The 20279-nt window shown below is 62.5% G+C and carries 19 protein-coding genes, 3 pseudogenes and 1 riboswitch; of the genes and pseudogenes, 9 read left to right on the forward strand and 13 right to left on the reverse strand.

Annotated features, from left to right (window positions below; translation table 11 throughout):
* The first annotated feature begins 134 nt into the window (after positions 1-134).
* Entirely contained in the window at positions 135-2261 is a 2127-nt protein-coding gene (locus Q0931_RS05090) for a TonB-dependent siderophore receptor (RefSeq protein ID WP_299257905.1), read from the forward strand.
* Positions 2262-2350: 89 nt separating this feature from the next.
* On the opposite strand, the gene Q0931_RS05095 is transcribed toward Q0931_RS05090, so the two are convergent.
* Genes Q0931_RS05095 through bioB form a run of 6 tightly spaced genes read right to left on the reverse strand, consistent with a single transcriptional unit; the run spans position 2351 to position 8248 of the window.
* Complete coding sequence (locus Q0931_RS05095) at positions 2351-3700, reverse strand: adenosylmethionine--8-amino-7-oxononanoate transaminase (RefSeq protein ID WP_299257907.1); 1350 nt, start codon at positions 3698-3700, stop codon at positions 2351-2353.
* Positions 3690-4421: a dethiobiotin synthase gene (gene bioD / locus Q0931_RS05100; protein WP_299257909.1), complete on the reverse strand. Its 732-nt coding sequence runs from the start codon at positions 4419-4421 to the stop codon at positions 3690-3692. Before bioD ends, Q0931_RS05095 begins: the two co-directional genes overlap by 11 nt.
* Positions 4402-5229: a malonyl-ACP O-methyltransferase BioC gene (gene bioC / locus Q0931_RS05105; protein ID WP_299257911.1), complete on the reverse strand. Its 828-nt coding sequence runs from the start codon at positions 5227-5229 to the stop codon at positions 4402-4404. Before bioC ends, bioD begins: the two co-directional genes overlap by 20 nt.
* The gene (locus tag Q0931_RS05110) at positions 5219-5977 is read right to left on the reverse strand and encodes an alpha/beta fold hydrolase (RefSeq protein WP_299257913.1); all 759 of its coding nucleotides are present in this window, start codon (positions 5975-5977) and stop codon (positions 5219-5221) included. The genes bioC and Q0931_RS05110 overlap by 11 nt, the downstream gene beginning before the upstream one ends.
* Positions 5974-7158, reverse strand: a complete 1185-nt coding sequence (gene bioF / locus Q0931_RS05115) for an 8-amino-7-oxononanoate synthase (RefSeq protein WP_299257915.1) — start codon at positions 7156-7158, stop codon at positions 5974-5976. The genes Q0931_RS05110 and bioF overlap by 4 nt, the downstream gene beginning before the upstream one ends.
* A gap of 16 nt (positions 7159-7174) precedes the next feature.
* A complete protein-coding gene (gene bioB / locus Q0931_RS05120; RefSeq protein ID WP_299257917.1) occupies positions 7175-8248 on the reverse strand; it encodes a biotin synthase BioB in 1074 nt (357 codons plus the stop codon).
* A 255-nt stretch (positions 8249-8503) separates the two neighbouring features.
* Between bioB and Q0931_RS05125 the strand changes: the two genes are divergently transcribed.
* From Q0931_RS05125 to Q0931_RS05155, 6 genes and pseudogenes are all read left to right on the forward strand, one after another.
* Entirely contained in the window at positions 8504-9178 is a 675-nt protein-coding gene (locus tag Q0931_RS05125) for a TonB-dependent receptor plug domain-containing protein (RefSeq protein WP_299257919.1), read from the forward strand.
* Positions 9111-9854 (forward strand): hypothetical protein, encoded by a 744-nt coding sequence (locus tag Q0931_RS05130; protein WP_299257922.1) that lies wholly within the window; start codon positions 9111-9113, stop codon positions 9852-9854. The genes Q0931_RS05125 and Q0931_RS05130 overlap by 68 nt, the downstream gene beginning before the upstream one ends.
* Positions 9800-10676, forward strand: a pseudogene (locus Q0931_RS16720) (TonB-dependent receptor); the annotation flags it as partial. The gene Q0931_RS05130 and the pseudogene Q0931_RS16720, both read left to right, overlap by 55 nt.
* 242 nt (positions 10677-10918) lie before the next feature.
* Positions 10919-11155 (forward strand): hypothetical protein, encoded by a 237-nt coding sequence (locus Q0931_RS05145; RefSeq protein WP_299257926.1) that lies wholly within the window; start codon positions 10919-10921, stop codon positions 11153-11155.
* Positions 11156-11320: 165 nt separating this feature from the next.
* Positions 11321-11512 (forward strand): hypothetical protein, encoded by a 192-nt coding sequence (locus Q0931_RS05150; RefSeq protein WP_299257928.1) that lies wholly within the window; start codon positions 11321-11323, stop codon positions 11510-11512.
* A 95-nt stretch (positions 11513-11607) separates the two neighbouring features.
* Positions 11608-11808: riboswitch (cobalamin riboswitch) on the forward strand.
* A gap of 37 nt (positions 11809-11845) precedes the next feature.
* The gene (locus Q0931_RS05155) at positions 11846-12526 is read left to right on the forward strand and encodes an energy-coupling factor ABC transporter permease (RefSeq protein WP_299257930.1); all 681 of its coding nucleotides are present in this window, start codon (positions 11846-11848) and stop codon (positions 12524-12526) included.
* 84 nt (positions 12527-12610) lie between these two features.
* Here Q0931_RS05155 and Q0931_RS05160 read toward each other — a convergent pair whose 3' ends face one another.
* The gene (locus Q0931_RS05160) at positions 12611-13240 is read right to left on the reverse strand and encodes a LysR substrate-binding domain-containing protein (protein WP_366941582.1); all 630 of its coding nucleotides are present in this window, start codon (positions 13238-13240) and stop codon (positions 12611-12613) included.
* Positions 13203-13553, reverse strand: coding sequence for a LysR family transcriptional regulator (locus tag Q0931_RS16725; RefSeq protein ID WP_366941573.1), 351 nt, complete (start codon positions 13551-13553; stop codon positions 13203-13205). The genes Q0931_RS05160 and Q0931_RS16725 overlap by 38 nt, the downstream gene beginning before the upstream one ends.
* Positions 13554-13648: 95 nt before the next feature.
* Between Q0931_RS16725 and Q0931_RS05165 the strand changes: the two genes are divergently transcribed.
* A complete protein-coding gene (locus Q0931_RS05165; RefSeq protein WP_299257932.1) occupies positions 13649-14578 on the forward strand; it encodes a DMT family transporter in 930 nt (309 codons plus the stop codon).
* Between the two features lie 45 nt (positions 14579-14623).
* Here Q0931_RS05165 and Q0931_RS05170 read toward each other — a convergent pair.
* The 4 genes and pseudogenes from Q0931_RS05170 to Q0931_RS05185 form a co-directional block, all read right to left on the reverse strand.
* Positions 14624-16266 (reverse strand): annotated as a pseudogene (locus tag Q0931_RS05170) (aldehyde dehydrogenase family protein).
* A gap of 14 nt (positions 16267-16280) precedes the next feature.
* Positions 16281-16754, reverse strand: a complete 474-nt coding sequence (locus Q0931_RS05175) for an NAD(P)-dependent oxidoreductase (RefSeq protein WP_299257934.1) — start codon at positions 16752-16754, stop codon at positions 16281-16283.
* Positions 16731-17158 (reverse strand): annotated as a pseudogene (locus tag Q0931_RS05180) (NAD(P)-binding domain-containing protein); the annotation flags it as partial. The pseudogene Q0931_RS05180 and the gene Q0931_RS05175, both read right to left, overlap by 24 nt.
* A 73-nt stretch (positions 17159-17231) precedes the next feature.
* Positions 17232-18536 carry a DUF3100 domain-containing protein gene (locus tag Q0931_RS05185; RefSeq protein WP_299257938.1) on the reverse strand — a complete coding sequence of 435 codons (1305 nt, stop codon included), beginning with the start codon at positions 18534-18536 and terminating at the stop codon, positions 17232-17234.
* A 228-nt stretch (positions 18537-18764) separates the two neighbouring features.
* Between Q0931_RS05185 and murI the strand changes: the two genes are divergently transcribed.
* Complete coding sequence (murI, locus tag Q0931_RS05190) at positions 18765-19595, forward strand: glutamate racemase (protein WP_299257940.1); 831 nt, start codon at positions 18765-18767, stop codon at positions 19593-19595.
* A gap of 102 nt (positions 19596-19697) precedes the next feature.
* On the opposite strand, the gene Q0931_RS05195 is transcribed toward murI, so the two are convergent.
* Complete coding sequence (locus Q0931_RS05195; protein ID WP_299257942.1) at positions 19698-20279, reverse strand: sugar O-acetyltransferase; 582 nt, start codon at positions 20277-20279, stop codon at positions 19698-19700.

The following is a 20279-nucleotide window of genomic DNA, read 5'->3' on the forward strand; positions in this document are numbered from 1 at the left end:
GATGGTGGTGCGGGTATATTAAAAAAGACTCTATTGAGAATGATTATTATTGACTTTAAGTGAACGCCTTTCCAGAATCCCTTCGCTTTTTAATATCAATAACGGGTGCGTCAAACGCATCAGCAAGGGACATCATGACAACGTCATCACGCTTTCCGGCGGCGGTTACCCTTCGACCGTCAGTTTCTCGTGCCCATCTTCTGGGCGCCGTCATGGCGGCTGCGAGTGGGCTGCTGCCGACCACCGCGGTCATGGCGCAGGATAATGGCGACGCCTCGCTTGAGACCATGACCGTCGAGGCGGCCGCCGTGCCTGACAGCGCTGCCGGGCCGGACAGTTCCATCGTGGCCCGTCGCACCCTGACCGGCTCAAAGACCGACACCGATGTGCTTGATCTCTCCAATAGCGTCTCGACGGTCACCGAGGAGGAGATGCGCACGCGCAACGTGCAGGGGCTTGAGCAGGCGATCGGCTATACGGCCGGCGTGGCGGTGGATCAGTACGGCAGCGATGATCGCTACGATTACTTCATGATTCGCGGCTTTGATAGTACTTCCATGGGGACCTACCGCGATGGGCTCTCCCGGCGCACGGTCAACTTTACCGGCGGCAAGCTCGAACCCTATGGCCTGCAGCGCATTGATGTCCTCAAGGGCTCGACATCAACGCTGTTTGGTCTCAACGCCCCGGGGGGCATGGTCAATGCGATCACCAAGCGCCCGCTCGATTACGATTTCGGCGAGGTCTACACCACGCTGGGCGATGACCACACCGAAACCGGCGCCGATTTTGGCGGGCCGATCGATCAGGCCGGAGAGTGGACCTACCGCATCACCACGAAATGGCAGGACGCCGAGCTTGACGCCGATGAGACCCGCGATGACCGCTTCTATTTTGCCCCGGCCCTGACCTGGCAGCCGGATGATGCCACCTCACTGACGTTTTTGGCCGATTACAACAAGCGTCGCGGCAATGCCTCCCATGCCACACCGCTGGGCCAGAAAATCGACCCGAAAACGTTTCTCGGCGAGCCCGACTTCAACGACATGGACCGCTTCGAGCGCAATATCGGCTACCTGTTCGAACACGACTTCGATAACGGTCTGACCTTTCGCCAGAACGCACGCTATACCCATCTGGACATGGACTACCGGCACGTCTATCTCGGTGCTGCCGACCCGGCCAATAGCCGGGATGCCTATGTGGTCGCCGGCGAGCGTGACCAGTACGCCATCGACAATCAGCTGCAGTTTGATCATGCCTTTGCGGGCGTCAAAAGCCGCACGCTGGCAGGCTTTGACTACAACAACGACGAGGTCAATGAGCGCTCACGCTTTGGCAGCGCCGGCGGAATCGATATCAACAACCCGAGCTACTGCGGCGCGGCGTGTGTCGAGCTGACCCGACAGCCCGACTTTCACCAGAAGCAGATCGCGCGCGGCACCTACCTGCAGGAAGAGCTGACCTTCGATGATCGCTGGATCGTGACGCTGGGCGGTCGCTTTGATGAGATCAAAACGGACACGGCTGATGCGTCCTACAGTGACGACGCCTTTACCAAACGGGCCGGGCTGACCTGGAAGGCGCTGGAGAACCTTTCGCTGTACACCAACTATTCGGAGTCCTTCCAGCCGCCTTCAAGCCGTAGCCTGATCGAGGGCAGCGCCGAGCCGCAGGAGGGCAAACAGTACGAGGTCGGCATGAAGTACCGTCCGGCCGACAACGCGCTGGTGACGCTGGCGGCTTTTGATCTGACCCAGGAAAACGTCGTCAAGCAGGTCAGCCAGAATCTCTATCGCCAGATCGGCGAGGTCAACGTGCGCGGGCTGGAGCTTGAGGGCAAGCTGGCCCTGAGTGATCGACTCAACATGACCGCGGCGTATTCGTACTGGGACGCTGAAATCAAGGAAGACGGCATTGGCGGCAACGAGGGTAACCGGCCCATGCTGGTACCCCGTCACATCGCCTCCGTCTGGGCGGACTATACGATTCCCGGTGACAGCGCCCGCGGTGATCTGACCCTGGGGCTGGGGACCCGTTTTGTGGGTGATTCCTACACTGATGATGCCAACAGTGGCAAGTCAGCTTCCTATACGCTGGTCGATGCCATGGCGAACTATGTGCTGACCGAGGACGTGGACCTGGCCGTCAACGTGACCAATCTGTTTGATCGGGACTATCTCACCTATGCCGATACCTACAACAATGGCTTTTACGGTGACGGCCGATCCATCCTGACCACGCTGCGCTATCACTGGTAGGGAGAACGTGGCAGGCATGTTGCAGCGGGCAGATTTGAAACCGGAGAGCCCGGCCGGGCTCTCCGTGTCAAAAGCCGGTGAGGGTGACGCTACTGCCCGGTTGCCAGGTCCAGCCCTTCGCGGGTCACTTCACCGAGAAAGTCGATCTCCTCCGGGGTGATCACATAGGGCGGCATCCAGTAGATGACGTTGCCCAGCGGGCGCAGCATCGCGCCGCGGGACATGGCGTGCTGAAACACTTTCAGGCCGCGGCGTTCGCGAAAGTCATAGGGTTCGAGCGTCGTTTTGTCCTTGACCATCTCGATGGCCACCACCATGCCGGTCTGGCGCACATCGCCCACCTGCGGATGCTCGCGAAGCGGTGCCGTGACCTGCTCGATCCGGGCCGATTTGTCGCGATTGGTCGCGATCACATCGTCGTCTTCCAGAATGTCGAGCATGGCCAGCGCCGCGGCACAGGCCAGCGGGTTGCCGGTGTAGCTGTGCGAGTGCAGAAAGGCTCGGAGCGTTGCATAGTCATCATAGAAGGCGGCGTAGATCTCATCGGTAGTCATCACCACCGACAGCGGCAGATAGCCACCGGTAATCGCCTTGGACAGACACAGGTAGTCCGGACGCACACCGGCCTGCTCGCAGGCGAACATCGTGCCGGTGCGGCCGAAACCGACGGCAATTTCATCGAAGATCAGCTGCACGTTGTGGCGGTCGCAGGCCTCGCGCAGCCAGGTCAGATACTCCGGGGGATACATGCGCATGCCGCCGGCACACTGGATCAGCGGCTCGACGATCACGGCGGCCAGCTCGTCGGCGTGACGCTCAAGCGCCGCCTCCATGTGGGCAAAGGCCGCCCGCGCCTGGTCGACCCACTGATCGCGCGGCAGGCCGAAGCCGTCCGGCGCCGGCACCTTGATGACATCCAGCAGCAGCGAGCGGTAGGTGTCGGTGAAAATCGCCACATCGCCCACCGACAGCGCCCCGAGCGTCTCGCCATGATAGCCGTTGGTGATGGTCAGAAACCGTCGCTTCTCCGGCCGCCCCTGGTTGTGCCAGTAGTGATAGCTCATCTTCAGGGCGACCTCGATCGCCGAGGAGCCGTTGTCGGCATAAAAGCAGTGGCCCAGACCTTCGGGTGCCAGCCGGCCCAGCCGCTCGGAAAGCTCGATCACCGGCTGATGGGTAAAGCCCGACAAAATGACGTGCTCGAGCGTGTCGAGCTGGGTCTTGATCCGCTCGTTGATGCGCTCGTTGGCGTGACCAAGAATATTGACCCACCAGGAGCTGATGGCGTCCAGGTAGCGCCTGCCTTCGAAATCCTCAAGCCACACCCCCTTGCCCGAGCGGATGGGGGTGACCGGCAGGGTTTCGTGGTCCTTCATCTGTGTGCAGGGGTGCCAGAGGCTGGCGAGATCGCGCTGCATCCATGTGGCGTTATCGTTCATGAGGCTCCAGTAGGGATTCGATATCAAGACAGGCGCTGACCCGTTCGGGCGTCGGGTCAGCCAGATGGGGGACCACGCCCAGGCAGGGAATGCCGCCTTGCCGGCTCAGCCAGTGCTCAAGGGTGGCCAGATTGGTCTCCAGCCGGGCGGTGTGGCCATCGATGACGTTGGCCACCCAGCCGGCCACACGCAGGCCGTCCCGCTCGATGGCCTCCAGGGTCAGTCGCGCATGATTAATGGCGCCCAGCCGCACCCCCACCACCAGAATGACCGGCAGGTTCAGCGCCATGGCCAGGTCGGAGAGGCAGGCGTCATCACGCAGAGGGACGCGCCAGCCCCCGGCGCCTTCGATCAGGGTCAGGTCGGCGTTGGCGGCCAGCAGGGTCTGCATGGGGGCCAGAAGCGATGCCACCGACAGCTCGCGCCCGGCTTCGCTGGCCGCAATATGTGGGGCGATGGCCGGTTCAAACGCCACTGGATTGACCGCGTCATAGGGCAGGGTCGGTGTGCACTGGGCCTGAAGGGCCAGTGCATCGGCGTTGCGCAGACCGTGTGATGTGCGCTCACTGCCGGAGGCGACGGGCTTGCCGGCAGCCGTTGTCAGTCCTCGGGCACGGGCGGCGTACAGCAGGCCTGAGGTCATCAGGGTCTTGCCGGCGTCGGTATCGGTACCGGTGACGAAAAAGGCCGCAGGGGGCCGGTCAGAGGGGGAATCGGTCATGGGATAGCTCGTCGGGTTTTTGCATGAGGACCTGGGCGACCCGGTAGGTGGTGGGCAGGCCTTTCGAGGTGCGAAAGCGCTCCAGTGACTGCGCGACGCCTGCCCAGTGCCGGCGGCTCATCAGGCCATGACGGACCGTTTTGTCCGGTGTGGCGGCACCCACCGCCTTCAGCGCCCGCAGGCTTGCCGCAGCGCTGTCATGAAAGACCCGGTGATCGCTGACACTGAGCGAGTGCGTGGTGAGACGGCCGGGATTGAGGTACTGATTCAGTGCCTCGAAAGTGAGAAACGTGTTGCCCTGGGGGCCGAACTCAAGCGCTTTAAAGGCGGTTTTCAACTCGTTCAGAGTGCCCTCAAGCAGGGTGGTAAAGGCGAGCCATCCGCCCGGGCGCAGCGTGCGCTCGGCTTCCCTGAGAAAACCTTCTGGTGTGGCACACCACTGAATGGCCAGGCTGGACACCACCATGTCCAGACACTCGTCTGCAAAAGGCAGCTGCTCGGCCTCACCCGACTGCCAATACAACCGACCATGGCCGTGACGGCGGGCTGCTTCCTCAAGCATGCCGGGGGCCGGGTCAATGCCGGTAATGGTGGCCTCGGGATAGCGCGCGCGCAGTCCGCGGGTGACGTAGCCGGTGCCGCAGCCGACATCTGCCAGACGCTGAGGCATGGCTCTTGTCGGCAGGGCGCGAAGCAGATCATCGGCCACCTCGCGCTGAAGACCGGCGTGGTGGTCATAGTGAGGTGCTGCCCTTGAGAAGCTCGTCGCGATGCGGTGCTTGAGGGGCAGGGTCGCCTCAGTACTCATGGGCGTCTCCTGTCCCGCTTTGCTTGATAAAGGCCACCATGTGTCGGGCGCACGCTTCCGGGTGCTCCATCACAAAGGAATGGCCGGTGTCGGCCAGCTGACGGACCGTGCTGTTATCGGGTTGCCACTCGTGAATGGCCTCACCGGCGTGTGAGGGCACCAGCGCATCAAGCTCGGCAAAAAGGTGCAGCCTCGGGCAGAGACCAGGGGCGAGCTGCGTCTGCAGATCGATGTGCGCCAGCAGCGACAGCCCGGCCAGTGCCTGCTCAATGGTGAGGGTTGCCGCATGCTGCTCAAGCTGGCGGATCATGGAGGCGTACGAGGCGCTGCCGCGGGCCACCAGCGCGAAAAAGCGTGACCGGGTCTTTTCCGGGGCGCTTGCCCAGCGGCCCTGAAAGGCCGTGAGGGTGGCCGTCGGCAGGGCGTGCCGCCAGTCATGTCGGGTCACGAAGCTCAAGTTGCTGCCCAGCGTGATAACGCCGGGGCAGTGCCCGCGGCGCCGGTCGGCCAGCGCCATGGCAAGCATGCCGCCCAGCGACCAGCCGGCCAGCCAGGCATGCTCGGGCAGGCGGGCATCAAGATCATCGAGCCAGACCTCGAGGGTGTCATCGCTGGTAGCCGGCAGGGGCGGGCAGTCGATGACCCAGCCGGGCAGCTGCGCCTTGAGTTCAGCGGCCAGTGCCATCAGCGAGGAGGGTGCCATGGCCCATCCGGGCAGCAGGATCAGGGTTGGAGAGGCGGTCATCATGAGGTCACTGCCCGGCAGCAGCGCTCGAGGGTGTCGAGCAGCCGATCCAGGTCGGCCTCCGTGTGGGCCGCCGACAGGGTGACGCGCAGCCGTGACTGCCCCGGGGGGACCGTGGGCGGGCGAATGGCGGTACATAAAATGCCGTCCTCATAAAGACGCTTGGACAGCGCCATCGCCGCCTGTTCGCTGCCGACCAGCAGAGGCTGAATGGGCGTTTCGGAAGGCATCAGCGTGATATCGGGCAGCGCCAGCGTGAGCAGTTCCCGTCGAAAGCGCTGGATCAGGTGATGCAGATGGGCACGCCGTTCCGGTTCGGTCTGAACGATATCCAGGGCAGCCAGCGTGGCCGCGGCCAGCGCCGGCGAGAGGCTTGTGGTGTAGACGAAGGGCCGGGCGAATTGGATCAGCGATTCGATCAGCGCGTGGCTGCCGGCCACAAAGGCACCCTGGGTGCCCAGCGCCTTACCCAGTGTACCGACCAGAATGGGTACGCGGTCGGCCGCCACGTTCTGCGCTTCCAGCGTGCCGGCGCCATTGGCGCCCAGCACGCCGAGGCCGTGGGCATCATCAATCATCAGCGGCGTATCAAAACGCTCGGCCAGCCTGGCCAGGGTGGCCACATCGGCGCAGTCACCATCCATGCTGAAGACGGCGTCGCTGACCAGCAGTCGATCGGCGTCCGGCGATAGCCCGGCCAGTGCCTGCGCTGCACCGGACAGATCACCATGCGCGAAGCGATGAAGCCGGGCACCGGAAAGCCGGGTGCCATCCAGCAGTGAGGCGTGGTTGAGTCGGTCATGAACAACATGCCCGCCGCGGGACATCAGCGCCGAGATGACGCCCAGGTTGGCCTGGTAGCCGCTGCCAAACAACAGCGCTCGCTCACGACCGGTCCACTGTGCCAGCTGCGTCTCCAGCCGGTCATGGATCTCCTGATGGCCGTTGACCAGGTGTGAGGCGCCGCCGCCGGCCCCGTATTGGCGCGCGCCGTCACACAGAGCCTCCACCACGTGCGGATGTGTGGCCAGCCCCAGATAGTCATTGCTGCAAAAGGTCAGCATCCCCCGGTCATTGATCCGGGTATGCACGCTGGCATCACGCTGGCTGCGCCGCCGGCGATAGCGGCCGGCGGACTTTTGCTGCTCGAGGCGATGATGCAGGGCACGCTCGAAGGCACTCATCTCGACGGTGTCCCTCTCAATGGGCGGCGGCATCGGTGGTCATAGCGGCAACCTGCGCCTTGCGGATCTGATCGTTGAGCACCGCCTCATGGGTGGCGTCATCGACATCGTGACGCGGCTCCGGATAGAGCCCCAGCCGCTTGAACAGACGCTGGTCGTGATTGGCCTGCGGGTTCTGCGCCGTCAACAGCCGCTCGCCGTAGAAGATCGAATTGGCGCCGGCGAAAAAGGCCAGCGCCTGGGTCTCATCGCTCATCAGTTCGCGCCCGGCGGCCAGTCGCACATGAGAGGCGGGCATCAGAATGCGGGCGACCGCGATGGTGCGAACGAACTCGAGCGGGTCGAGGTCCTCGATGTGCGCAAGGGGTGTGCCTTCGATGCGGATCAGCATGTTGATCGGCACGCTTTCCGGATGCACCGGCAGGTTGGCAAGCTGCTGCAGCAGACCGGCGCGATCATTGACGCTCTCGCCCATGCCGAGAATGCCGCCGGAGCAGATCTTCATACCGGCCTGGCGCACGTGATCGAGCGTCTCCAGCCGGTCGGCGTAGGTGCGGGTGGTGATGATCTCGCCGTAGTACTCCGGTGAGGTGTCCAGGTTGTGGTTGTAGTAATCAAGGCCGGCATCTTCGAGCGCTTCGGCCTGATCCCGGGTCAGCATGCCCAGCGTCATGCAGGTTTCCAGCCCCATGGCCCGCACGCCGCGCACCATCTCCAGCACGTACGGCATGTCCCTTGCTCGTGGATTCTTCCAGGCCGCGCCCATGCAGAAGCGACTGGCCCCCACGGCCAGGGCCTTGCGCGCCTCTTCCAGCACGGCCTCGACCTGCATCAGCTTTTCGCGCTCAAGACCGGTGTTGTAGTGGCCGGACTGCGGGCAGTACTTGCAGTCTTCCGGGCAGGCGCCGGTCTTGATCGACAACAGCGTCGAGATCTGCACGGCGTTGGGATCAAAGTGCCGGCGATGCACGCCCTGCGCCTGAAACAGCAGATCGTTGAAGGGCTGGGTGAGCAGCGTCTCGATCTCGTGACGCTGCCAGTCGTGGCGAAAGGGCGGGGCGGTGGCGGCATCAGGTCGAGCGGCAGACATGGCGTTGTTAACCTTTTCGATTCTAAAAGATAACGGAACTCTGCCAGCGTCTTTCGTTAACTTCAAATTTTTTAAAAGTTTACCAGTACGGGCTGCTGGCGGGTTTTAACCGCCTGAGGGTCGAGAATACGAGTATTTAACTCGTGCAAATGAGAATTAATATTAAAAGCATTGACTTTGCATTCACCGGTTCATCAGAATTCTGTCGCCATAACACTGATAACCGGCGCGCCAGACGTGCCAGCAAGGGACACCATGAAAAAGCCATTCTGCGGTCGGCGCCCACGCCGTACCGGTCCTGCCGGTCGTCACGCTCTGACATTGGTGACCACCGGCGCCTGCCTGATGACGCCCGCGATCGCTCAGGCCGATGCGGCCATCGATACCCTCACCGTCACGGCGACCAGCCTTTACGACAACGTCGGCTATACCCGGCGCACTACCGGGGCCGGCACGCGGATGAATCTGGCCCCGAAGGAGATTCCGCAAACGGTCAGCATCATGACCGAACAGCGCATCAAGGATCAGAACCTCGAGACGATCGAAGACGCCCTTGTGAATACCACCGGCGTTTCGGCCCGACGCATCGACAGCGACCGGGTCCGCTTTTCCGCCCGCGGTTTTGATATCAACAGCTATCAGTACGATGGCATCCCGACGCTCAATACCGACAGCCGCTGGTACTTCGGCGAAGGCGCGCAGAATACGGCGATCTACGACCGGATTGAGGTGGTCAAAGGCGCCAACGGACTAATGACCGGTGCCGGCAACCCGGGCGCCTCGGTCAACTTTGTACGCAAGCACGCCGACAGTCGTGAGCTGACCGGTTCTGTCTCCGGCACGCTGGGACAAAAAGCGCGGCGTGGTGGATGTCACTACCCCGCTGACCGCCTCCGGCGACGTTCGCGTCCGTTTTATCGGCGGCTATGAGGATCGTGACAGCTATCTGGACCGCTACGGCAGCCGCAAAAAGTTCGACTACGGCATCATTGATGCCGATGTCACCGACAACACCACCGTCTCGGTGGGCTATGACTATCAGAACACCCATAACAGCTCGCCCACCTGGGGCGGCTTCCCGCTGTGGTATGGCGATGGCGGGAGCACCGACTATACCCGCTCATTCAGCGTGGCGCCGGACTGGTCCTATTACGACTTTGAGTCGGAAAAGGTCCTTGCCATGCTCGAGCACCGCTTTGGCAATGACTGGCAGCTACACGGCACCGCCACGCATGAGAAAACCGAGGCCGACAGCAAGCTGGCCGCACCCTATTACGAGCCCTTTTTCTCCTCACCCAATCGCGAAACCGGGCAGGGCAGTTTCTTCTATACCGGCTGGAATCGCGGCGAGCGCAAGGTTGATTCGGTCGATGTTTACGCCAATGGCCCCTTTGAGCTGATGGGGCGAGCGCATGAGCTGGTCATCGGCGGCAGCTACGCAGACCAGAGCAACGACTACGACAATCGCTTCATCGATGCTTCGATGTCGGTGATCTCGACAACTGGAACGGCACTGCACCCAATACGGGTTGGGGCAGCTTCGCCCCGCTCGAGCGCGTCAGCACTCGGCAGAAATCCATCTACACGGCCGCCAGACTCTCTTTGAGTGACCCGCTGACGCTGATTGTCGGCGCGCGCTACACCGACTGGCGCGGCAGAACCTGGTCAGCCGGCGTGGGCAACGATTCGCAGAGCCAAAGCGATGTCACGCCCTACGGCGGGCTGATTTATGACATCAATGATGTCTGGTCGGTTTATGCCAGCTATACCGAAATCTTCCAGCCGCAGAGCTATCGCCTGGAAGGCGGCAACGGCTATCTCGATCCCCTCACGGGCAAAAACTACGAAACCGGCGTCAAGGCGGCCTGGTTTGACGGCCTGGTCAATGCTTCCTTCTCGGTCTTCCGGCTCGAGCAGGACAACGTGGCCGATATCGTCGGAATTCCCGGCTCCTTCGTCACCACAGCGACGCCGGTCAGCGACGCCGGTCAGCGATGTGGTCAGCGAAGGGTTCGAGGCCGAAATCACCGGTGCGGTGACTGAAAACCTCGACATGACGGCCGGCTTTACCCACTACACGGCGACCTCGGCCCAGGGCGATTTCAATCCGGACCGGCCGCGCACTCAGGCGAACCTGTTTGCCAGCTACCGCGTGCCGCAGCTTGAGCCGCTGACCGTGGGTGGCGGATTCAACTGGCAAAGCCATATCCTTGAGCGCGACGTGCCGGGGCCACAGGGCGATGAAAAGGTCGAGCAGGGCAGCTACACGCTGGTCAACCTGTTCGGACGCTACGCCTTCACACCGGATCTCTCCTTGCAGGTCAACGTGCGTAATCTCTTTGACAAGAAGTACTACAGCTATCTCGACGGCTACGGCGTTTACGGCGAGCCAATGAACATCACCTCTACGCTGACGTACTCGTTCTAACCCCTTCGAAATAACGAATACGGCCGACCATTCTGTCGGCCGTTTTTATTCGTGTTCGCTTAAGTGAGCGCGCTACACTGGGGCCACCGTCATGGTTGTGGAGCCCTGAAAATGCCCACCGGCCCGCTCGTTACGCTTGCCCGCTTTACCTGGCCCATGAGGCTCGGCTGTTCAAGGGGTTATTGGAATCCAGAGGCCTTACGGCCTTCATAGCGGATGAGCATCTGATCACGATGCAATGGATGTGGGAGACCGCGCTCGGAGGGGTGAAGGTGCAGGTGCCGCCGCAGGAGCTCGATGACGCTCGTGAGGTGCTTATCGATTACCGGGCACATCGACTGGCCATGCCCTCATTTGAGCCCGACGCTTCGACCCCACGCAGTGCCACACACTTTAACGGCTGGCGGGCGCTGGCGATTGCCTGCTGGGCGGCGACGGGCGTGGTGTTTCCGGTGCCCTCATCAAGGGGGAGGGCATGAAAGCGCTTGAGTGATCCATGGCGCGTTATATATCCAGGACCAACACACAAAAGGCATTCCCATGACAGGCGATGCCCTCAACGTCACCATTGCTCTGGCACAGCCGCCGGGTATGAGGCAGATGCAGCGCTGCTGGCCGGCATCGCTCAGCGTCATCAGCTCCAGGTGCTGCTTTCCAATCATGTTTCTCATACCGGCGGCTGGCAGACCTGGGGCAAAAGCGGCGGCTGGAATGCCCGCGGCGAACGCGTCATCGGCGCGCAGGGCAGTGATGCCGGTCTGGTGCTCTGCACGATCAGAGACGGGGTGCTGGCGCGTACTTCTGGGAGCGTTGTCTCGTTGGAAGGCGCTGCCTGACGCGTCGGGCCCGCGGCCGAATCTGAGTGTCAGGACGATAGCCACTTAATCAGCAAATGCTTTAAAAAGCATTGCCTTCGCTGTGCCCGGGAGGCATAGAATGCCGGGGTCATGGTTTCAAGACGGCCTTGCCGTCTTGAATGAAAAGGGAACGTGGAGCGATCAGCTATAAGCCACGGCTGCCCCCGCAACTGTAAGCGCCGAGCCTGCCTCATACGCCACTGGGATATCCGGGAAGGTGAGGCAAGGGTGATGACGCGCAAGCCAGGAGACCTGCCATGTCGACCCCAATCCATCACATCCCTGCACGGTGGGTGCAGCAAGGATCATTCCATGCATATCGAACCGGGCGTCGTCACGGGCGCTAAAATCCTCCTGAGTTATGCCACCGCCATCGGGGCCTTCGGGCTGACGGCGCATCTGGCGCGGCGCACGCTGGAAGCCAGCGGTGTCATGGCACTGGTTAGTCGCAGTCTTGTGGCGACGCTCTGTGTCTTCTGTTTTTTTGAGGTGTTGCCCCATCACGCCATCGGTGTTTCCGAAGTCCATCTGATTCTGGGCTCAACCCTGTTGCTGCTGTTTGGCGCCGGGCCCACGGCCATTGGTCTGGCGCTGGGGCTTTTGATTCAGGGGCTCTTTTTTGCGCCGTTTGATCTGCCTCAGTACGGCATGAACGTCACGACCCTGATCGTGCCGCTTTGGGGCATCAATGCTCTGGCCGGACGCCTGATTCCACACGATACCCCTTACGTCGATGTGACCTACAAACAGGCGCTGGCACTGTCGACCACCTACCAGGGCGGCATCGTGCTCTGGGTTGCCTTCTGGGCCTTTTATGGCGAAGGATTCTCCGCACAGAGCCTGACCGAGGTCAGTACGTTCGGGGTGGCCTACATGAGCGTGGTCATTCTGGAACCCCTGATCGACCTTGGCGTACTCGCACTCGCCAAAACCTTTTACGGGATCACGCGAGGGACACTGTTCAACGCCCGGCTTCATCGCACCGTGCTTTAGGAATTGTCTGCCGACAAGATGGCAAAAGCCCACCGAATGGTGGGCTTTTTATTTGGTGTGGTCCGGTGGCGACGGGAACCGTTTTCAGCGGGTGCTGCGGGTCTCATCATCGAATACGGCGGCCTCGGCCAGCAGCCAGTCCATAAAACGTGCCACGGCCGGTGGCGCCTCGCCGGTGGCCGGCGTCAACAGGTCGTAGGTCATGGGGGAGGCGAGGACATGCTGCTCGCCAAAGGGGCGCACCAGCACGCCGCTTTTCAGCCGGTCCGCCGCAACAGGGTGAGTGGCCAGCATGATGCCGCGGCCGGCGATGGCCTGGTCCATGGTCAGACCGGACACCGAATAACGACGCTGCGTCGGTGATACCCGATCGGCCACGCCGGTGGCTCTGAGCCAGGCCTGCCAGCCAGGGAAATTGATGCCCTGCGAAGGCCAGGCCACTTCCAGCAGGGTGTGATGGGCCAGGTCGGCGGGCCTCATGGGCCGGCCGTGCTGTTTGAGCAGTGAGGGGGCGCAGACGGGGAACAGCTCATCGCCTAACAGCCGGTAACTCGTCACGTCCGGCCAGGGGCCGCGGCCATAGCGTATCGCCAGACGCGCCCCGTTGCCTCGCCAGGTGGGGACGATCAGGGTGTCACTGGACTCCAGCGAAATATCGAGACCGCCAATGTGAGCCTCAAATGTGGCCAGCCGTGGCAGCAGCCACAGCTGCAGGAAGGTGGGGGGCGCTGAGCGTCAGCAGCGGAGTCTGTCGTGCACTCTCCCGCGCGGTCGCGACACCCGCCGCGATGTGCTCAAGGCCGCTGTCGATGTCCTGGGCCAGTTGCCGCCCGATCTCGTTGAGCTGTACCCCGTTGGCATGTCTCTCAAAAAACGTAACGCCGAGCCGGTCTTCGAGTTGTTTGATCTGACGGCTGACCGCACCGGGCGTCACCCCCAGCCTATTGGCAGCGTGCTTGAAGCTCTGCGTGCGGGCCGCCTCGACAAAGGCGCGCAGCGCATTCAGGGGGAGGCGTTCAATCTTCATGGGTTGAGTTTTCCTGAGCCTTGATCCCCAGATTAATCGTTTGGCGACGGCCCCGGCAAATGCTCCACTGAAGCCTGTGACTGACAGGAGGCCATATGCAGAACACCGGACAGGCAACGCCCACTCTATCGACAGACAGCAGATCGGTACGCCGGCGGCTGGACCTGCAGGCCAGCGCCCTGATGGTGCTGTTCTGCATTGTGCTGGGGGCTCAGCAGGTGGCCATCAAGATGGTGGCCGAGGACATGTCACCACTGTCACAGGTAGCGCTGCGTTCATCGCTTGCGGCCGTGCTGGTAGCGGCGCTGGCCTGGTGGCAGGGCATTCGGCTGCGCGATATGCGGGCGCATATCGGTCCGGGCGTGCTGGTGGGGGTGGGATTTGCCGCGGAGTTCTTGTTTGTCGCCTGGGGGCTCAACCATACGCTGGCCTCGCACATGTCGGTGTTTCTCTATACGGCACCCGTCTTTGCGGCCGTGGGGCTGCATTTATGGGTGCCGGGCGAGCAGCTAACGCGACGTCAGTGGATCGGGGTGGCCCTGGCCTTTGGCGGTATGGTGCTGGCCATGGCGCCGGATACTGATATTGACAACGCCGGCGACATTCTGCGGGGTGATCTACTGGGTCTGCTGGCCGGTCTTGCCTGGGCGGCCACGACGCTGGTGATCCGTCGTTCATCGCTTTCCGAGGCGCCGCCGGTCCAGACATTATGCTATCAGCTGACCGTTGCGGGTCTGCTGTTGCTGCCCGCCACGATACTGCTGGGCGATTTTGGGCGTATTCAGTTCACGGGCGCAGCGCTCGCCAGCCTGACCTTCCAGACGCTGGTCATCTCCTTTGCCGCACTGCTTTTGTGGTTCGCACTGCTCCGGCGCTACTTTGCCTCGCAACTGGGGATCTTTTCGTTTCTATCCCCGATTTTTGGCGTGCTGTTCGGGGCGTTCTTGCTCGGCGAGCCCCTGACGATCAACTTCCTGGCGGGCGGAGTGCTCTTGCTGGTCGGTCTGGTTGTCGTGACGCGATAGAGAATGGCGTGCTGTCTTCATTCAAGCTCAGGGGCACACCCAAGCTCAGGGGCACACCGAAAAGCGTTCGCGTGATCCCGGCATGGCAGCACAAAAAAGCCCACCAAAAGGTGGGCTTACAGGTCTCATGGGAAAGACCCACCCCACGCCGTTGCCATACCCCATCGCCACGCTTGCCTGCCCGCCGGTTTCCCCCCAGACGCTCTGGGGCAGGGTGTACTCCTTCAGGCCATCCAGACCGCTGGAGCGCCCAAAGCCGCTGTCGCCGAAGCCGCCAAACGGCGACATGACGTTGATCGCCTTGTAGCTGTTGATCCAGATTGTGCCGGCCCGCAGCTTGCCGGCCACGCGATGGGCGCGGGCGACATCCTGTGTCCAGACAGCACCGGCCAGCCCAAAGCGGGTGGCATTGGCAAGGCGGATGGCCTCGGCTTCGTCATCGAAGGGCATGGCGACCAGCACCGGACCGAACACCTCCTCGCAGGCAATGGCTATGTCGGGGGTCACATCGGCCAGAATGGTAGGCGCCAGATAGTAGCCGCCGGTCCCTTCGGGCAGCCCCTGTGGGCGATGGCCGCCGGTCATGAGGCGGGCGCCGGATTCGATCGCCGTATTGATCATGGCCATGACCCGTTCGAACTGCCGGGCGTTTTGAAGCGGTCCCATGCGGGTGGCATCGTCTTCCGGCAGCCCCACCGGAATCTGTGCCGCGGCGCGTCCCAGTCGTTCAACGACCTCATCGAAGATGTCGCGCTGAATCAAAAGACGTGATCCCGCCACACAGTTCTGCCCGGCAGCGGCAAAAATGGCGGCCTGAGCGCCGGCCACGGCGTCATCGAGTCTGGCGTCATTGAAAATGATGTTGGCGGATTTGCCGCCGAGCTCCAGCACGCTGGCACCAGGCGGCGCGCGCCGGCCTGCGCAATCAGGCGGCCGCTTTCCGGCGAGCCAACAAACACCAGCTTCGAGATGCCGTCATGATCGGTCAGGGCGGCACCGGTGGTCGGGCCCACGCCGTTGATGATGTTGATCAGCCCTTTGGGCAGCCCGCCGCTTTCCAAAAGCCTTGCGATCACGACCGAGGTGAAGGGCGTCAGCTCCGAGGGCTTGAGCACGGCCGCGTTACCGGCCGCCAACTGCCAGGCGCAGGTGAACATCGGCGCATTCCAGGGCGTGATCTGACCGACCACGCCATAGGGCACGTGGCGCACATAGTTAAGATGCGAGGTGGGCACCGGGATCACTTCGCCATGCTGTTTGTCACACCAGCCGGCGTAGTACTCGAACATTTCGCGCACCTTGCCGACCTCGCCTCGACAGTCGCTGATCGGCTTGCCGGCCACCACGCTTTCCAGCTGCGCCAGTGACTCTTCCTGTCCTTCCAGCGCCCGAATGGCGGCATTCATGTGTCGGCCGCGGGTGCTGGCGGTCAGGCCCATCCATTCGATCTGTGCACGCGTGCCGGCGCTGACGGCTCGTTCAACCAGGGTCTGGCCGGCATCGAAGTAGCTCACCAGTGGCTGACCGGTAACCGGGTTGTGCAGCGTGATCGATTCGCCCTGGCCGATGACGGCCTCGCCGTCGATCCAGTTGGTGGCCGGGGCCTCGTCGTGAGACAGGCCAAAGTGATCCAGCAGGGTCTCAAGGCGCGCCCTTGCGCGCTCGTTCAGTGCAGAAGGGGTCGACATGACAGCATTTCCTGTTACTTGCGGGCTGAGGCGAGAAGGGCATCGGCGATGCGGTTGAAGTCTTGCTGATCCTCGATGTCGTGCGCCTCATGCCAGCGCTCGACCACATGGTTCAGCAGGGCCCTCGGGGTGTCCAGCTGCTCGGCGGCATCACGGGCCAGGCGAAGGTCCTTGCGCATCAGGCCGGTGGTAAAGCCCGAGTCAAAACGCTCCGAGAGAATCCATTCGGGGAAGTTGACCTCGCTGACGGCGCTGCGCCCCGAGCCGCTGTTAAGCCCGGCCAGACAGGCTGCCGGGTCGACCCCGGCTCTGGCGGCCATGGCGACGGCCTCGCCGGTGGCGATCAGGTTGGCTGCACACAGGTAGTTGTTGGCCAGATTGACCATATGACCGCTGCCGGCTGGGCCAACATGGGTATGGCGAGCCGAAAGCGCCTCGAGCACCGGGGTCACCCGCTCGATGGTGGATGCCTCGCCGCCGGGCAGCATGCCTATCCTGCCGGTAGCGGCGCCCTTCGGACCGCGCTGACCGGGGCATCCAGCCATTCAAGGCCGGCGTCCGTGACCTTTTGGGCCAATTCACGACTGACCATCGGATCACCGGTTGACGTATCCATCACCACACTGCCACGCGCGGCGTGCTCGAGAAGCCCGGGGCTTGATTCGATCACCGTGCGAACATGATCGGAAGTGGGCAGTGACAGCAGATAGACCTCGGCAGAGGGCAGCGCGGCGTCGCTGGCCACATTCAGACCCTGATCGCTCAGCCGCTGTCGCGCCTGTTCGCTGGGGTCGATACCCGTGACCTCAAAGCCGGCGCGCTTGAGCGTGAGCGCCATATTGCCCCCCCCCCCCATCTGCCCCGGGCCGATGACAACGATCTTCATGGACATGCGTGTCTCCGTAATGCGAAAGGGATCAACGTGGGTGTGGCACGCCGGTAAAGGTGTGCCACACCGTTGCGGGTTAAAGCAGGATCTGGGCGACCACTGCCGAACCGAGATAGGTGCCGGTGAACACCAGCAGCGACACCAGCACCAGCTTCCAGCCGGTACGGCGGAACATGCTGAACTCCTGCTTCGACAGGACGAAGCCGGCGTAGGCGAGCACGGGCGTGACGATGGCCAGGAAGTTGACCTGCGACAGCTGCGCTACCAGCCAGGCATTACCGGGAAAAAACGGCAGGGTCATGACAATGCTGACCAGCGATATCCAGGCAATCGCCGGCAGGTAGAAGGGCATGGCCCGGGTGATGAGCAGTCCGATCAGACTCATGACGTAAAGAATGATCATGCCCGGCAGGGCGCCCCAGAGCGTGCCGGCGCTGATCACATTGGTGATCCAGCCCACCACGCAGACGGCTGCCAGCATCATCGCGGTCCGGCCGATCTGCTGCTCGGGGCGAAGTTCAGCCGCCGCCTCTGTGGCGCTGTCGGCATCGGCGGGATTGATAGAGGCAGTCGCCTGGCGTTTGGGGCTGAGCCGCTTGTAGAGCCACTCCGCGACCGGCAGGGCGATAAAGAGCGACACATAAAGGCCGGTGGCATAGGTCAGGAGATTACTGGCCCCGGCAAAGGCGAACAGCTCCTCGCGCATGGCAGGAACGGCCTCGGCCAGCGCCCCTGAACAGGCCGCCACCATGCTGCCGCTACCCACGCCACAGGCCATCGCCAGCGCGCGCGGGTCAAACCAGCCCGCCGAGCCGAGAAAACCGGCCATCAGCGCAAACCAGAGGGTGCCGAACATGGTGCCAACCACGTAGACCCCCATCACGCCGATCCCTTCCGGACCCTTCAGGCCATAGCGGTCCGAGATGATTGCGATATTGGGTTCACGCGCAATCGAATAGGTCGCCCCGATCGATTCGCGACCCATTTTCAGCACCAGCAAGGCAAACGGCAGGGCGATCAGCATGGTGCCCAGATTGCCCAGTTCCTGAAGGATCAGCGCTGGCCCGGCACTGATGATCTGATCGATCGATGGCCCGATGGTAGACCCAAAGCGGGCAATGAACGGCATGATCGCAATCAGGATCAGCGGGGAGGCTGCATCGCTCAGGCGTGGCGGCACCAGCGCATGAAACTGGCTGGAAAGATGCGGGTTAAGGGCAATGGCCAGCAAAAAGGCATAAAACAGCGGCAGCAATAACAGCGTACCAACGCCCAGCGGAATCTTGATGATGCCGATCCACTCTGCAATCAGCGAGAGGACGACGACCAGGAAATGCAGGCGCAGAAGATCGAGCGGAGACGCTCGGGTGACAGAGGTCATGGCAATGTTCCCATTGTGTTGTCTGGCGTACGGCAGGTCATGACCGGCCGGCGCTTATTGTATGGGCCTCGTGTTCATCACGAGTGCTACCATTATTAACGACCCGGGGGAATGGGGAAGCGCGGCGATGTGTCGCTGAGATATTCTTCTGCATTGGCATGATCGGACGTCATGCTTGACATACACATGACCATCTAATACTCGAACCGGGAAGCAGGCAAAACAGTCATGCAGAAGACGCGAGCCATCTGGCTGCTGGATTCCGGCATAGGCGGACTGACCATTGCGCGGGCCATTCGCCATCGTCTGCCGGGACTTTCGCAGCACTACATCGCTGACAGCGCAGCGTTCCCCTATGGCAATCTTGATGCCGAGGCGCTGATCGCTCGCGTATGCGATCTAATCACACGGGCTGTAGCGACTCGTCCGGTCGATGCGGTGGTGATCGCCTGTAATACCGCCTCGACCGTGGTGCTGCCTGCGCTGAGAGCGCGTCTGTCGATACCGGTAGTGGGCGTAGTGCCGGCGATTCGACCGGCCGCGACGGCCAGTCGCAGCGGTGTCATCGGCGTGCTAGCCACCCCGGGCACGGTGAAAAGCGCCCACGTCGCGACCCTGATCGAGCGCTTTGCCGGTCACTGCCGGGTCGTGACGGTGGGGGCCCCGAACCTGGCGACGCTGGCCGAGCAGTACTGGCGATCAAACACACTCGATGGTGACGCGCTGGCCGCCGAGCTTTCTCCCCTGCACGATCCCGAGTGGCGCTCGCTCGACCAGCTGGTGCTGGGCTGCACGCACTATCCGCTGCTTCGAGAGCCGATTCAGGCGCAGCTGGGCGGCCACGTTCAATTGATTGATTCGGGTGACGCGGTCGCTCGACGGCTGGAGGTTGTGCTGGGTGACAGCTCACTGACGCAGGGTGACAGCTCTGCTGGCCGTTTCCATGTAACTGGCGCACTGCCGGTAGAGGCCGGGTTTGAAGCGCGGGTCAGGGCCGAGGGGTTTGGCGAGATTGTGACGTGTGCCCATGATCCGGGCGTGCCTCTCTTCGTTCGTTAACGACAGATAGCGCAGGACGACAGGCCTCGATGACGGGCATATCACGAGTGCCATCTTGGTGGCCCACCCCTACTCCGAGACCGGCGTCGTGAGGTGTATCACTCAATCAAGCTGTCGAATCACGCGGGCCGGGTTGCCAACCGCCACGACGTTGGCCGGAATGTCCCGGGTCACCACGGCGCCGGCACCGATGACGCTGTTCTCACCGATGGTAACGCCGGCCAGTACGATCGCGCCGCCGCCCAGCCAGACGTTGTCACCGATGACGATGGGGGCGCCGGCTTCCAGCTTGTTCCGGCGCGCCTGGGCGTCAATCGGATGGGTCGGCGTCAGCAGCTGCACGTTGGGACCGATCTGCACGTCCCGGCCGATGGTGATGGGCGCCACGTCCAGCGCCATCAGACCGAAATTGGCAAAGGCGCCCTCGCCAAAGCTGATGTTGAAGCCGTAGTCGACATACAGCGGCGCTCGTATGTGCGCGGTATCGCCAAACTGTCTGAAAAGGCCTTTCAGAATGGTATTGGCGTCGTCGACATCGTGCTCAAAACGTCGGGCAAATTCGGCCATGGCGGCTTTGGCAACGCCTGCATCATGAGCAAGTTCGGCGTCATCGGCGAGGTAGAGCTCGCCGGCGAGCATCTTCTGCTTCTGGGATCGGTGATCGGTCGAGTGGTCATCCTTCAT

The sequence above is a fragment of the uncultured Kushneria sp. genome (assembly GCF_947497025.1).
In the GTDB taxonomy this organism is placed as follows: domain Bacteria; phylum Pseudomonadota; class Gammaproteobacteria; order Pseudomonadales; family Halomonadaceae; genus Kushneria.

Bases quoted from the DNA above. Each gene is read 5' to 3' on its own strand.
- Q0931_RS05090 (WP_299257905.1), top strand. From the start codon at position 135: ATGACAACGTCATCACGCTTTCCGGCGGCGGTTACCCTTCGACCGTCA.
- Q0931_RS05095 (WP_299257907.1), bottom strand. From the start codon at position 3,700: ATGAACGATAACGCCACATGGATGCAGCGCGATCTCGCCAGCCTCTGG.
- bioD (WP_299257909.1), bottom strand. From the start codon at position 4,421: ATGACCGATTCCCCCTCTGACCGGCCCCCTGCGGCCTTTTTCGTCACC.
- bioC (WP_299257911.1), bottom strand. From the start codon at position 5,229: ATGAGTACTGAGGCGACCCTGCCCCTCAAGCACCGCATCGCGACGAGC.
- Q0931_RS05110 (WP_299257913.1), bottom strand. From the start codon at position 5,977: ATGATGACCGCCTCTCCAACCCTGATCCTGCTGCCCGGATGGGCCATG.
- bioF (WP_299257915.1), bottom strand. From the start codon at position 7,158: ATGAGTGCCTTCGAGCGTGCCCTGCATCATCGCCTCGAGCAGCAAAAG.
- bioB (WP_299257917.1), bottom strand. From the start codon at position 8,248: ATGTCTGCCGCTCGACCTGATGCCGCCACCGCCCCGCCCTTTCGCCAC.
- Q0931_RS05125 (WP_299257919.1), top strand. From the start codon at position 8,504: ATGAAAAAGCCATTCTGCGGTCGGCGCCCACGCCGTACCGGTCCTGCC.
- Q0931_RS05145 (WP_299257926.1), top strand. From the start codon at position 10,919: ATGTGGGAGACCGCGCTCGGAGGGGTGAAGGTGCAGGTGCCGCCGCAG.
- Q0931_RS05155 (WP_299257930.1), top strand. From the start codon at position 11,846: ATGCATATCGAACCGGGCGTCGTCACGGGCGCTAAAATCCTCCTGAGT.
- Q0931_RS16725 (WP_366941573.1), bottom strand. From the start codon at position 13,553: ATGAAGATTGAACGCCTCCCCCTGAATGCGCTGCGCGCCTTTGTCGAG.
- Q0931_RS05165 (WP_299257932.1), top strand. From the start codon at position 13,649: ATGCAGAACACCGGACAGGCAACGCCCACTCTATCGACAGACAGCAGA.
- Q0931_RS05175 (WP_299257934.1), bottom strand. From the start codon at position 16,754: ATGCTGCCCGGCGGCGAGGCATCCACCATCGAGCGGGTGACCCCGGTG.
- Q0931_RS05185 (WP_299257938.1), bottom strand. From the start codon at position 18,536: ATGACCTCTGTCACCCGAGCGTCTCCGCTCGATCTTCTGCGCCTGCAT.
- murI (WP_299257940.1), top strand. From the start codon at position 18,765: ATGCAGAAGACGCGAGCCATCTGGCTGCTGGATTCCGGCATAGGCGGA.
- Q0931_RS05195 (WP_299257942.1), bottom strand. From the start codon at position 20,279: ATGAAGGATGACCACTCGACCGATCACCGATCCCAGAAGCAGAAGATG.